9 protein-coding genes are annotated in these 13,257 nt (G+C 63.7%); 6 read left to right on the top strand and 3 right to left on the bottom strand.

Annotated elements, in window-relative coordinates; all coding sequences use genetic code 11:
• Positions 1-64 precede the first annotated feature (64 nt).
• Entirely contained in the window at positions 65-1,783 is a 1,719-nt protein-coding gene (gene poxB / locus AC3WJP_RS01425; RefSeq protein WP_493719445.1) for a ubiquinone-dependent pyruvate dehydrogenase, read from the bottom strand.
• A gap of 353 nt (positions 1,784-2,136) precedes the next feature.
• Between poxB and AC3WJP_RS01420 the strand changes: the two genes are divergently transcribed.
• The gene (locus AC3WJP_RS01420; protein WP_493719444.1) at positions 2,137-3,711 is read left to right on the top strand and encodes a hypothetical protein; all 1,575 of its coding nucleotides are present in this window, start codon (positions 2,137-2,139) and stop codon (positions 3,709-3,711) included.
• A complete protein-coding gene (locus AC3WJP_RS01415; protein ID WP_493719443.1) occupies positions 3,708-4,820 on the top strand; it encodes an HlyD family secretion protein in 1,113 nt (370 codons plus the stop codon). The genes AC3WJP_RS01420 and AC3WJP_RS01415 overlap by 4 nt, the downstream gene beginning before the upstream one ends.
• 12 nt (positions 4,821-4,832) lie before the next feature.
• On the opposite strand, the gene AC3WJP_RS01410 is transcribed toward AC3WJP_RS01415, so the two are convergent.
• Together AC3WJP_RS01410 and AC3WJP_RS01405 are read right to left on the bottom strand one after the other, a co-directional pair.
• Positions 4,833-6,272: an alginate export family protein gene (locus AC3WJP_RS01410; RefSeq protein WP_493719442.1), complete on the bottom strand. Its 1,440-nt coding sequence runs from the start codon at positions 6,270-6,272 to the stop codon at positions 4,833-4,835.
• 14 nt (positions 6,273-6,286) lie between these two features.
• A complete protein-coding gene (locus AC3WJP_RS01405) occupies positions 6,287-7,186 on the bottom strand; it encodes a glyoxalase (protein ID WP_493719441.1) in 900 nt (299 codons plus the stop codon).
• Positions 7,187-7,413: 227 nt separating this feature from the next.
• On the opposite strand from AC3WJP_RS01405, the gene AC3WJP_RS01400 reads away from it, so the two are divergent.
• The 4 genes from AC3WJP_RS01400 (at position 7,414) to AC3WJP_RS01385 (ending at position 13,132) form a co-directional block, all read left to right on the top strand.
• Positions 7,414-7,920, top strand: a complete 507-nt coding sequence (locus AC3WJP_RS01400) for a DUF4142 domain-containing protein (RefSeq protein WP_493719440.1) — start codon at positions 7,414-7,416, stop codon at positions 7,918-7,920.
• 316 nt (positions 7,921-8,236) lie between these two features.
• Complete coding sequence (locus tag AC3WJP_RS01395) at positions 8,237-9,196, top strand: D-isomer specific 2-hydroxyacid dehydrogenase family protein (protein WP_493719439.1); 960 nt, start codon at positions 8,237-8,239, stop codon at positions 9,194-9,196.
• A gap of 235 nt (positions 9,197-9,431) precedes the next feature.
• Positions 9,432-10,118 carry a peroxiredoxin-like family protein gene (locus AC3WJP_RS01390; protein ID WP_493719438.1) on the top strand — a complete coding sequence of 229 codons (687 nt, stop codon included), beginning with the start codon at positions 9,432-9,434 and terminating at the stop codon, positions 10,116-10,118.
• Positions 10,119-10,684: 566 nt separating this feature from the next.
• Positions 10,685-13,132 (top strand): TonB-dependent receptor plug domain-containing protein, encoded by a 2,448-nt coding sequence (locus AC3WJP_RS01385; RefSeq protein WP_493719437.1) that lies wholly within the window; start codon positions 10,685-10,687, stop codon positions 13,130-13,132.
• Positions 13,133-13,257 lie beyond the last annotated feature (125 nt).

Here is a 13,257-nt window from a genome sequence, read left to right as displayed (position 1 = left end):
ACAAGAGTTGTGCGCATTGGGGAGGATGGGGTGGCACCCGCCCCTTTATCGCGGTTGGGAAGTCCTAGCGCAAGAAGTTGTTCTTGGCCAGGCTCACCAGCTCCTTGGCCCGGCCATCGAGCACCGCGCGCAGCATGAACAGGCCGAAGCCCTTGACGTTGGCGGCGGTGATCTCGGGCGGCATGATCAGCTCCTGGCGTTCGCTGACCACGTCCACCAGCACCGGACCGTCATGGGCGAACGCTTGCGCGAGCGCGGCCCTTAGATCCTGCGGGCGCTCGACGCGAATGCCCTTGATGCCCATGCCTTCGGCCATCTGGGCAAAGTTGGGATTATGCAGATCGCAGCCCACATCGACGAAGCCGCTGGCCTTCATCTCCATTTCGACGAAACCCAAGGTGCCGTTGTTGAGCACTATCACCTTGACCGGCAGATTGGCCTGACTGAGGGTCAGAAAGTCGCCCATCATCATGCTGAAGCCGCCGTCACCGGACATCGACACCACCTGACGCCCCGGAAAACTGGCCTGGGCGCCAATGGCCTGGAGCATGGCGTTGGCCATCGAGCCATGGTTGAACGAGCCGATCAGGCGACGTTTGCCGTTCATTTTCAGATAGCGCGCGGCCCAGGCCGTCGGCGTGCCGACATCGCAGGTGAACACGGCATCGTCGGCCGCCAGTTCGCTGACCAGCCGGCTGAGGTACTGGGGATGAATGATCGAGCTGTCCGGGCCACTTTCGGCCAGGGCGTCGAGGTCCTTGCGAGCGCTGGCATAGTCGGCCAGGGCCTTGTTCAGGTGGCTGCTGTCGGCGTGCTCGTGCAGGCGTGGCAGCAGTTGCTCGAGGCTGTGCTTGATGTCACCGATCAGCCCCAGGGCCAGCGAGCAGCGGTTGCCCAAGGCCTCCGGTTGCAAGTCGATCTGGGCGATACGCGCGTGTTCAGGGAAGAACTGCCGGTACGGGAAGTTGCTGCCCAGTATCAGCAGCGTGTCGCATTCCTTCATCGCCTTGAACCCCGAGGCGAAGCCGATCAGACCGGTCATGCCGACGTCATAGGGGTTGTCGTACTCCAGGTGTTCCTTGCCACGCAACGCGTGGACGATCGGCGCCTTGAGCTGCTTGGCCAAGGCCAGCACTTGGGCATGGGCACCGGCACAGCCAGCGCCGCAGAACAGCGTGATGCGTTGCCCGGCATCGAGGAACGCGGCCAGTTCGTCGAGTTGCGCGGGCGCCGGCACCACCACCGGCGGTTGCGGCGCCAGCCACTGGCTGACCGTCGCATCCAGCGGCGCCAGGGCCACATCGCCAGGGATCACCACCACCGCCACGCCGCAGCGGCTGATGGCCACGCGCATGGCGCGTTCGAGTATCTGCGGCAATTGCTCGGCGTTGGACACCAGCTCGACGTAGTGACTGCAGTCCTTGAACAGCGATTCCGGGTGGGTCGCCTGGAAATAATCGATGCCGATTTCGGTGCTGGGAATATGCGCGGCGATCGCCAGCACCGGTACACCACTGCGGTGGCAATCGAACAGCCCGTTGATCAAGTGCAGGTTGCCCGGCCCGCAACTGCCTGCACACACCGCCAGTTCCCCGGTCAGGTGCGCTTCGGCACCGGCCGCAAAGGCGCCGGCCTCTTCGTTGCGCATGTGCACCCAATCCAGGCCGCCGAGGCGACGCATGCTGTCGGTGAAGCCGTTGAGTGAATCGCCAACTACCCCGTACACCCGTTTTACCCCGGCGTGCTTGAGCGTGTTGACCATGAAATCGGCAGCGGTAGCCATTGCGGCCTCCTTGAGTGCGTGAGTGAGTTCAAGACTCTGAGTACCGCAGGCGCACGGTGTTCCGGCTTTGTCATTAACAAGTGTTCATTAAAAGCCTGTTCGTTAAAGAAATCCCGGCGACCGCTCTAGACTGCGGCTTTTTGCCTCATGACGATGGACGAATAAACGCACAAGGCGGCGAACTTTACCCGCGGGCCGTTCCTCAAAGGTGCACTTCGGCATCGCTCAGACCGTGGGTGGCAGGTTCATAGGTGGCGTCGTCAAGACTGACCCCATGCCGCCGGGCTGAAACAGTTGTGCTGATTTCCCATCGATCATTGCCACGCGGCTGCTCGACACCTACAGGAGGCGGATTGCAAGACAGGGCTTACCACTACCGCGAAAGCGAGCGCCCGATGGTACCCGGCGCGCCGTATCTGCCGCCGCACAGCCGCAGTCGGCGCCTGCGCTACGCCTTGGTGGCGATACTGATGAGCACCTTCGGCATCTTCGGCAACAGCCTGGTCAGCGAAAACCTGCAGCAGGTCGCCGGAGGCTACTCGTCCTACTCCGCCGAACTGGTGTGGTTGACCGCCGCTTATGTAGGCGTCGGCGCCAGCAGCAATATCTTCATGATCAAGGGCCGCATGCAGCTCGGTCTGCCGTTGATGCTGTACGGCTCATTGCTGCTGTACGCCGCCGCGGCCGCCGCCGACGCGATATGGGGCACGCTGTTCACGGCGATCCTGTCCCGCGCCGCCAATGGCCTGTCGACCTCCACGGGCGTGGCCACCAGTGTCTACTGCCTGATGCAGGCGCTGCCCAAGAGCAAGCGAATCCTCGCGGTCGCCACCCCCATCGCCTGCGTGCAACTGGCCCTGCCGCTGGCACGCCTGGTACCGGTCGACTTCCTGACCCTGGACGGCAACGTCACGCTGCACCTGCTGACCTTGCTGATTCCGCTGTTGCAGATCCTGCTGCTGGCGCTCAACCCGCTGCCGCGCACCTACACGCAAAAAGTCTTCGAACCCGTGGATATCATCACCGGCGTGCTGGTCGCCAGCGGCGCGATGATGCTCGCCTGCGCCCTGGCGGCGGGTCAGACCTACTGGTGGAACGACGCGCCCTTCCTCGGCGAGTTGTTCATCGGCGCGATAATTGCCCTGGGCCTGGCGCTGATGGTCGAAGCGCGGCGCAAGCGCCCGGAGATCGATCTGCAATGGCTGAGTCGCCGGCATATCGTCGGGATCATGGCCGTCGCCTTGGTCGAGCGGGTGTCGCTGAGCGTGCAGACCAGCAGCGTGCCCGGCCTGCTGGCGCTGCGCAGCCTCAATAACGATCAATATCACCACCTGTTCGCCATGGTGGCATTGGCCATGTTGGTCGGCATTGTGGTGATGCTCAAGACCCTGGGGCCCAAAGCGTTGCTGTTCCAGATGGTCGCGGCGCTGGGCTGCATCGCCATGGGGGCGCTGATCGCCTGCGCCAACAACAGCCTGGTGCGCCCCGACGACCTGATCCTGTCGCAATGCCTGATCGGCTTTGGCGCCACGCTGTTTGCCGGCCCCGCCCTGCTGGCCTGCATTTCCCAGGTGCTGCAGCGCGGCGCCGAGGTGCTGGTGCCGACCGTGCTGGTGTTTGCCGCGGTGCAGAACTTCGGCACCCTGATCGGCACCGCGCTGCTGAGCAGCGTGCAGTACATCTCCCAGCAGACCGCCATCGCCGGCTATGCCAACCGTTTCTCCTCGACCAGCCCGCTGATCGCGCAATGGAGCGCGAACCTCTCCGACCTGTCCAGCAGCGCCCAGCAGCAAGCCGCCGTGATTGGCTACCTGAACAGTTTTCGGCTGGTCGTGGTCATCGCGCTGGTCGCCATGGTGGCGGTGCTGGCGACCGCCCTGTATTGCGTTTACACCACCCGCACCGCCGCTGAAGGAAACCCGAATTGACTGATGACACCAAACCCGACTCCGCGGCCCCTGCCGTACCCGCGCACCACGCCGAGCATGTGTGGACGCCATCCAGGGCCGGTATCCTGCAGGTTGGCGCGATTGCCATGATCGCGCTGCTGGCGGTACTCGTGGTGCTGTACGTGTGGCGCTTGCCGCCTTTCAGCGATAACGGTCCCTACACCGACAACGCCTATGTACGCGGTTACGTCACCACCCTGGCGCCGGAGGTGTCCGGGCATTTGACCGGCGTCTATGTGCACGACTACGAGACGGTTCATCAGGGTCAACTGCTGGCCCAGATCGACCCTTCCAGCTACGCCGCCAGCGTCGAGCAGGCCAAGGCCGATGTGCTCGCCGCGCAAAGCGATCTGGACAACAACGCGCAGACTCAAGCCTCCGCGCTCGCGACCCTGGCGGCGCGCCGGTCGGACCTTGGCAGTGCCATGGCGGACCTGCAGCGCACTCAGGCGACGTACGCGCGCAACCAGGATCTGGTCAAGGACGGCAGCGTCTCCAGGCAGGATTTCGACACGGCAAAGAGCACGTTCCTGACCGCCCAAGCCTCGGTCAAGTCGGCGCAGGCCAATATCCACGTCGCCCAGGCCTCGGTGCGCACCGCCCAGGTGGCCGCCGGCGGCCTGGCGGCCAAGGTCCAGCAAGCCCAGGCCGCGCTGGACTCCGCCAACATCGATCTGACCCGCACACGCCTGCTGGCTCCCGCTGACGGTCAACTCGGCCAGGTGCAATCCCAACCCGGGCGCTATGTCAGCGCCGGCACCGCGCTGTTCAGCCTGGTCGCGCCGCAACGCTGGGTGATCGCCAATTACAAGGAAGCGCAAACCCATGACGTGCGCGTCGGCCAGACCGCGCACTTTGCCGTGGACGCGATCCCGGACCATGACTTCCATGGCACCGTTGAACGCATCGCACCGGCCACCGGCTCGGAGTTCTCCGCGGTGACCGCCGACAACGGCACCGGCAATTTCGTCAAGGTGCCGCAGCGGATCGGCATCCGCGTGGCGATACCCGCCGACCAGCAGTGGTTTGAAAGACTGCGCCCCGGCATGTCGGTGGAAATTTCCATCGACACGGTCGGGGCGCGCTAGTACAGGCGGCCCCTACCACATGAACTTGGTTTCTACCCCCAGGTAGTCGCTGTTATGGGCGCCGGCATCGCGCAGTGCTCCGCCGGCGCTGTAGTGCACCGCCTCGACGGCCCCGGAGAGGTTGCGGGTAAAGGCATAGTCGACGCGCAACTGATCGTAGTAACCCGTCCACCGACCGCCCTGCCCCGCAGTTCCGGCCACGGGCAGATTGGGTTGGGTGTACACGGCATCCTCGGTGGTCTGGCGCCAGAGCAGGCCGACGCCGGCCATGACCGACAGGCCGGTGGCGGGCTTGACGGTGATGGTCGGTTTGACGTGATAGAGGTTGCTGTAGCCGGTGTAGCCCGACAGCGAAAAGTAATAGCCGTTGGGGAACAGCGGATTGAACGTCCCCAGGTTGCCATCGCCACGGCGCCGGTCCCCGGAAGCCGCATCCAGTTGCAAGCCGAGGCGCGGGCTCCAGGTGGTGTCGGCCCAGGTGTACCCGAGTCGGCTGCCCCCGGCCCAGGCGCGAATGTCCTTGGCCCCGACGGCGCCCCGTTGCAGCATGCCCTCCACGTCCCAGTCGTAACCCAGGGCGCTGCCGCCCAGGCGGGCGTCGAAGATATTGCGATGCTCGTCGCCCTGGGCGTCGACATAGCTGGCGTCTTTTTCCTCATAGAGGCCGTAGTACGCCGACAGCTCGTTCTTGCCGCCGATCAGGCGTTCCAGGCGGATCATGTGAAAGGCCACGTCCGAGTTGGACTTGTCATCGAAGTTGTGCACGTCCTGGTACTGCACCGGATGGCTGGCAATCCCGATCAAGCGCCACTGCGAGGTTTCCCAGTCGGCCCACAGGGCGTCGAACGACTGGCGCACATTGGGCCCGTCGCGGCTGGAGATGAAGCGCTGCAAGTCGAAGGCGAAATCCTGCCGGCCGACCCGCGCCTTGAAGGTGTTGTCGCCCAGCGCCGTGACGTACTCGGCGAACGCCAGACGCAGGTCCAGGTGATTCTGGTCGGCGCCGCCGATGCTGTCCTTGCCGAACGCGCGGGCGTCTTCGAGCTGGGTGAACAGCCGCCAGTGCTCGTTGAAGTGCAGATCCGCGTGAATCTGCAAGCGCTGGATCAGCCAGCTGTCGCGTGCGCCGCGGGTGCCGATGGCGGGGGCGTCGTTGATCTCGTAGCGCTCCCGTGCAGTGGCGCCCAGCGACAGATAGCGCTGGGCGTCGTCGCTGGATAACGGCATGTACTTGAGGTTATCCAGCGGCGCGGTGCGCAACGAAGGATCCTGCAGCACCGACCAATCCTCCTGCCAGCGATTGGTCTTCAGGGTCGGTCGGTCGACGCTGGCGCTCGAGTCGGCCGCGTAGACGTTGGTCAGCCCCAATGGCCCCAGTGCAGCCAAGGCCCACGCCCAGGCTCTCAGCTGCTTGCCGGGCATCGGGTTGCTGCGCGTCAGGCGCCGGTACATAGGCATTCTCCCGGTCAGGACTGCTTGGCGGTGAGCTGGTGGATCTCGGCCACATAGCCGCCCGGGAACTCGACCATCGCCGCGCTGCGATCAGCCTGTTGCGCGGCAGGGACCAGTACCTTGGCGCCGCTGGCCTGGGCCTTGGCCAGGGTGGCGGTCAGATCGGCGACTTCATAGCCAGTGGTGTCGTGGCCATAGGGGAACGGCAGGTGGCCGTCGGTGACCAGCACGGTCATCTTGCCGAATTCGGACGTCAGCGCGACGCGGCGAAAGGTCTTGCCGGGCTGGCCGATCTGCTCGCCGGCAGCGTGACGGTCGTCACTCACCACCTTGCCATGGGAAAAGCCGAGGAAGGCTTTGACGAAGGCATCCGCGCGTTCGGGAGAAACGTACACACGGTTTTCCGGGATGCGCTCGAAGGCCGGGTAGTTGGGCACCCTGGTGTGCCAGTACAGCTGCAGATTGATACCTCCCGGCCACTGCACCACTGCATCACGACCGATCGGATCCGGGAAGTCGTGCACGATGACGTCCGCACCATTGGCTTTGGCGGCGGCGAGGGCGGCGTCCAGATCCTTCACCAGGTAGCCGTTGCGCTCGTCACCGAAGGGGTGCGGAATCGGCGTGGTGAAGCCAAACAACGACACGGTGCCGACCGGCGTCTGCAGCAGCTGCGAGGTGGTGCTGCTCGGTACCGGCAGGACGTTGACGACTACCTGCGGGGCGCTCTTGCCACCGAAGGTTGCCAGGAAGCTTTTCACAAAGGCATCGACGTCCGCCGGGGCGACATATACATGGCTGGTGTCGTATTGCGGGGCAACGGCGACAGGCGTGGTGGCCGCCGATGCGCCAACGCTGAACAGGGAAGCAAAGGCCAGTGCAACGGCGAGGCGTTTGAAAGGTAGATTGAGCATGGAAGGATGACCCGGCAAGTTCATGATGCCCCTGCAAGCGGGGCGACGAAAGAGACAGGGCATACTGGCCGCGGGTGCCGCACCGGGGATTGTAGGTTTGTGCTGTTAATGCAGTGCCAGAGCGATGGCGAGTGCCGACGGATCGGCGCCAGCAAATGAAATTTTCCTCATACGGCCCGGATTTGCGATGCTTTGCCTACACTGCGCCATTTTTACGAGGGAATTCCATGCCTGCCATCCGTATCACCCGCCTGGCCCTGACCTGCCTGCTGAGCCTCGGGGCCTTGGGCGCTGCCAACGCCGCCAGCGCCGACCCCTTCATCGACCAGCTTGCCGTGGCCAACGCCGCGGAAATTCAGGCCGCTCAGGTAGCGCTGACGAAAGCCACCTTCGAGGACACCCGCAACCTGGCGCGGCGGCTGATCGACAACCACACAACTCTTGGCCAGCAACTGACCGCGCTGGCCGCGCAGCTCGACATCAGCCTGCCGGACGACGCAACGGTCCAGGCCAAGGCCGCCAAGCTGCAGGTTGCCCCTGCCAAGGGCCAGAGCTTCGACACCAGCTACGCGACGGCGCAGGTCAAGGCCCACGAGGGTGCGGTCAAGCTGTTCGAGGACGAGGCGCAAAACGCGACCGTGCCGGAACTGAAGGCGTTTGCCGAAGCGAATTTGCCGATGATGAAAAAACACCTGCAGATGGCTCAGCGGTTGCTCAAGACCCATCGTAAATAAGTGCCATACCTCGTTTGTCGGCCGCAATGCCCCTTAGCAGATTCGGCCTCTCCTGCGTGCAAAGCGTTGCGGCGCAAAAGCTCAACACTCAACGCTCAGTTCACCGCGCAACCCCACCCCATGCAAGCCTATGTTGCATAAAATTGCTGGCAAAACATTACTTGAATTCATAATTAGCATAGATCGAAAAATAATTTCACAGCCGTTTCTTATCACCATATTCTCGCCTCCCCGATCCCCGATCCCCGATCCCCGATCCTCGATCGCAGCGTCGGCAGTGCCATGGCTGCAGGGGGTTACCCAAGGAGCACACCCTATGAGCGAACTGGTGATTGCCAGCCAGATGGACGCCTCTTTCAATCAGGCCTTGCGCGAGCAATTGGCCCAGCGCTACCCCGGTGCCCAACTGATCGACGTGCCCACGGGCGTGCCCAGTGACCTGCCCGCGACCGCCAGTGTGCTGCTGGGCCGGCCGATCAATGTGCGCGGCTATCAGGCCGGCGACACGGCGCCGCCCGGCTGGCCCTACAACCTGCGCTGGATTCAGGTGGTGTCATCAGGCCTCGACGCCTATCCGGACTGGTTCTTCACCGGCCCGCCGGTGAGTACCGCACGCGGCAGCGCCAGCGACCCGATCGCCGAATACGTGCTGGCGGCGATCTTCGCCTACAACAAGCATCTGCCCGACATCTGGGTGCAGGACGCCCACTGGCAATTCACCGCACTGACGCCGGTGCAGGGCCAGACGCTGGGTATCCTCGGCTTCGGCTCTATCGGCAGCAGTCTGGCGCGCAAGGCCCTGGCGCTAGGCCTGAAGGTCATTACCTTGCGCCAGAGCGCTACACCGCCGGATGTGGAGGGCGTGCAGACGGCCCGGGACATTCACCACCTGTTCAGTGAAGCCGATCACCTGGTCGTGGCCGCGCCCCTTACCCCCGAGACACGTCACCTGATCGCTGCCGACGTGCTGGCCAGCGCCAAGCCAGGTCAACACCTGATCAATATCGCCCGCGGTGGCCTGCTGGATCAGGACGCCCTGCTCGCTGCGCTGGACCAGGGCACATTGGCGTTCGCCACCCTGGACGTCACCGAGCCCGAGCCCTTGCCTGAGGGGCACCGGTTGTACAGCCATCCAAAAGTGCGGCTGTCCCCGCACACGTCGGCCATCTCCACCCAGACGGGCGAAGCGATCAGAGCGATCTTCCTCGACAATCTGCAGCGTTTTCTCGATCGGCAACCGCTGGTGAATCTGGCGGATCGCAGTCGCGGGTACTGATGGTGCTGGCGGTTAACCATCTTGGCCAGGCTGCAACGCCAACCAGGACGGGTAACCAACTCAGGCGCAAAAAATAGAAATAGCTGATTTAGCGACGCCCGCTTAATACCAGAAAAACATAATTACCTTAGACCCAAAAAGCCTTTCACAGCCGATTTCCGTTGGCATATCGTCCTCTCAGACCGACCCCATTCCTGGCGGAGGCCCTCACTTCCCTCTCTACCAGGAGACCTTCATGAGCGAATCCCTCAACCAACAGCTGGCCGAACTGCACGCCGAGCGCGTGCGGACATGGGCCCCCGAGGCGCTGAAAATCAATGTAGATCAGCGCCAGCATCTGGTCGATCAGGCGCGAGTACAGAACTTCGTCAAGGCCGGTGACAGCGTCGAGCCTTTTGAACTGCTGAAGGTCGAGGGCGGCACCCTGACCCTGCAGCAGTTGATCGCCAATGGCCCGGCGGTGCTGGTGTTCTTCCGCTTTGCCGGCTGTCCGGCCTGCAACATCGCCATCCCGTCCTACGAACGCACCCTGCAACCGGCGCTGCGCGAACGCGGTGTGCCGCTGGTAGCCGTCAGCCCTCAGGTGCCTGAGCGCCTGGTGGAGATACGCGACAAACACGCGCTGACCCTGCAAGTCGCCAGCGACAAGGACAACGCATTGGGCCGGCGCCTGGGCATCCTCTACAGCTTCGATGAGGCTTCGCGGCAAGCCTCGTTGGCCAAGGGCAAGGGCATCGGCGAGGTCACGGGCACCGGAACCTGGGAGTTGCCGCAACCGACCGTGGTGGTGATCGGCAGCGACCGCCGCGTGCATTTCGCCGACGTCAGCCCCGACTGGCTGGTGCGCACCGAAGCTCAACCGATCATCGACGCCGTGGATGCGCTGCTCGCGTCGACCGACCCGCAGGCGCGCCGAGCCTGACGCGCAGCAGCCACCATCCTCCGCCCAAGCGGCGCGGTATCCACTTTCATTCGCAGCCCAAAAGCAATTGAACCCATGACTCACCGTCAGTTGCACCTGAGCGCCATCCTCACCGGCGTCGGCACCGACCCGCAGGATTGGCTGCACCCCGAGATCCCCGGCGATGCCAGCGTCGACATCGACTGATGCGTCAGGCAGCTCTGCGATTCGCCCGGCCATTCGCCGGATTCGTCGGCTCGGTGTTGGCGGTGGCCTGATGCGGGTTTATTCGATAGGTCGATAAATCCCAAGCTGCCCCTCACCGGGCGGCTTTTTCAGCTGCCTGAGAATTGTCCATGCACAGGGCAACTCGCCGCACGCCCAAAACCCTTACAAACAATACAGTTCATGCATAACCAAAGCCTGTAATCATGCATTTAAATAATGATAACCATATTCTAAAATAGAATTTACCTTCCATTTTTTATGCCCGTACTATCCCTCCCCAGACGACACCGTTACCGCTCCCATCCCACTAATCAAGGCTATCGAACCTGCACCCGGACAACGGGCCAGTGCCCGTTTGAATGGAAACGCCTGCCATGCGTATCAGTTCCACCCCTCGCCCGACCCCGAACGTCCCGCTGTCGGCCCTCACTGCTTCCTTGCTGCTGAGCGCCTTTGCGCCAGTGGCCGATGCGGCCACCGACGATGCTCAGCTGAGTACTGTCACGGTGATCTCCACCGGTGTGCGCGGACAACAACGCACCGTCGCCGACAGCCCGGCACCGATCGATATCATCAACAGCGACCAACTGCTCAAGACCGGTCGCGCCGAGTTGTCCGAAGCCATCTCCAGGCTGCTGCCGTCGTTCAACTTCGGCACCAACATCGCCGGCTACAACTCGGTGACCCGGCCCCTGAGCAACCGCAGCCTGGGCCCGGCCTACACCCTGGTGCTGGTCAATGGCAAACGCCGCCACAACGGCGCCGTGGGCCAGCGCGGCAGCATCGACAACAGCGGCGCCAATGCCGTGGACATCGACCTGATCCCGGTCAGCGCGGTGGACCATATCGAAGTGCTCAAGGACAGCGCCGCGGCGCAATACGGCTCCGATGCGGTGGCCGGGGTGATCAACATCATTCTCAAGGCCAGTGATTCCGGCGGCCACGTCGAGAGCAGCTACGGCAAGCTGTTCTCCGGCGAAGGCGAGACCACCAAGTTGGCCGGCGACCAAGGCTTCAAGCTCGGTGAGAGCGGCTTCCTGCACCTGTCGGCCGATGCCCGCCACCGCGGTGACGCCTCGTGGAACGGCAAAGCCGACAGCAGCGTCAAAGCATTCAACGACCCGGCCAAGGAAGCGGCCTGGGACCGCGTCGCGATCAAGAACGGCGACCCTGACCTCAAGGCCTTCAACCTCGCCTACAACGCCGAGCTGCCGCTGGATGACCTGACCCTTTATTCCTACTCCACCTACGGCGAGCGCAAGGCCGAGGCCGCCAACTACTTCCGCCTGCCCACCGGCACGGCGTCGGTCCCCGAGGTGTTCCCGGATGGCTACTTCCCCCTCAACAACATCATGGACCGTGACTACCAGTTCCTGTTTGGCGGCAAGGGCCAAGTCGCCGACTGGAACTGGGACCTGAGCACCACCTACGGGCGCAACAACGTCCATCACTCCAGCGACTTGAACATCAACCCATCGCTGGGCACGGCCTCGCCAACCAAGTTCGACAACCTGGCGACCTTCCGCTTCGAGCAGTGGGTCAACAATCTCGACTTCACCCGCCATTACGACGGCCTGTTCAACCTCACGCCGCCGGTGCAGGTGTCCGCAGGGCTGGAGCATCGCTGGGAGCGCTTCAGCACCTTTGCCGGCGAAGCCGACGCCTACATCACCGGCACCTATCCCGCGGCGACCGGTGCCCAGGCGGCGGTGACCATTCGCCCGGAAGATGAAGTCAGCCTGATCCGCAACAACTACGCAGGCTACCTGGACCTGGGCTTCGACCTTACCGACCGCTGGTTCTTCGACGTCGCCGGCCGCGTCGAGCACTACGACGACAACTCGGGCAACACCTTCGGCCTGAAGGTCAACTCGCGCTATGAACTGACCGACACCGTCGCCGTGCGCGGCACCGTCGGTACCGGGTTCCGCGCACCATCGCTGACTCAGATCGGCTACACCGTGGCGGACAACCGGGTCAACACCGACGTCAACGGCAACGTGGTGCCCGCCGTGACCCGCCTGACGCCGTCCGGCAGCAATCTGGCCAAGGCCCTGGGTGGCGACGACCTCAAGCCGGAGAAGTCGCGCAACCTCGGGCTGGGCCTGACCTGGCAGCCGGCGCCGCGCACCAGCGTCACCGCCGACTCGTACCTGATCGACATCGACAACCGCATCACCCTGACCAGCAACATCTACGACCAGGGCAACGGCGTCATCAACGACATCCTGCAGTCCCAAGGCGTGGCCCGCGGCACCTGGGTGAACTATTACACCAACGCCTACGACACCCGTACCGCCGGCCTGGACATCGTTGCCGACCACACCACCCTGTTCGGCCCTTGGGGCGAGGTGCGCTGGAGCTCGGCACTGAACTGGAACCGCACCACCATTAAAGGCGTGCGCGACACTCCGGCTTCCCTGGCCAGTTCTGGCGTAACCCTGGTGGGCCGCGACCGTGAGGGCGACCTGACCGAGGCATCGCCCAAGACCAAGATCATCCTGGGCGCCAACTGGAAGCTCGACGACCTTGCGGTCAACCTGCAGACCACCCGCTACGGCGCGGTCAAGACCCTGGCCGTCAACCCCAGCGGCGACCGCAGTTTCGGCGCCAAATGGATCAGCGACCTGGATATCAGCTACACCTTCTTCGACAAGCTGACCGCCAGCATCGGCGGCACCAACATCTTCAATGTGCGGCCGGACAAGAACGCCGTGTACAGCAGCCTCGGCCTGGCGCCCTACGGCAATCCACCGTTCTATCCGGGCGGTGGGTACTGGTACACCAAGCTGGCTTACGATTTCTGATCGTGCCGGGCGTACCGCTGCCAAGTGGTACGCCCTTGCAAGTCCCGGCGCTGCCCGCTGACGAGGTTATTTGTCCGCCCGCCCGACCATGGATGCCCAAGACGCATTTCACCGCTACAATGCAC

Source organism: Pseudomonas sp. GW821-FHT01A09 (assembly GCF_058986725.1).
The sequence above is the reverse complement of the archived record's forward strand: the minus strand, read 5'-3'. Positions and strand labels throughout refer to the sequence as shown.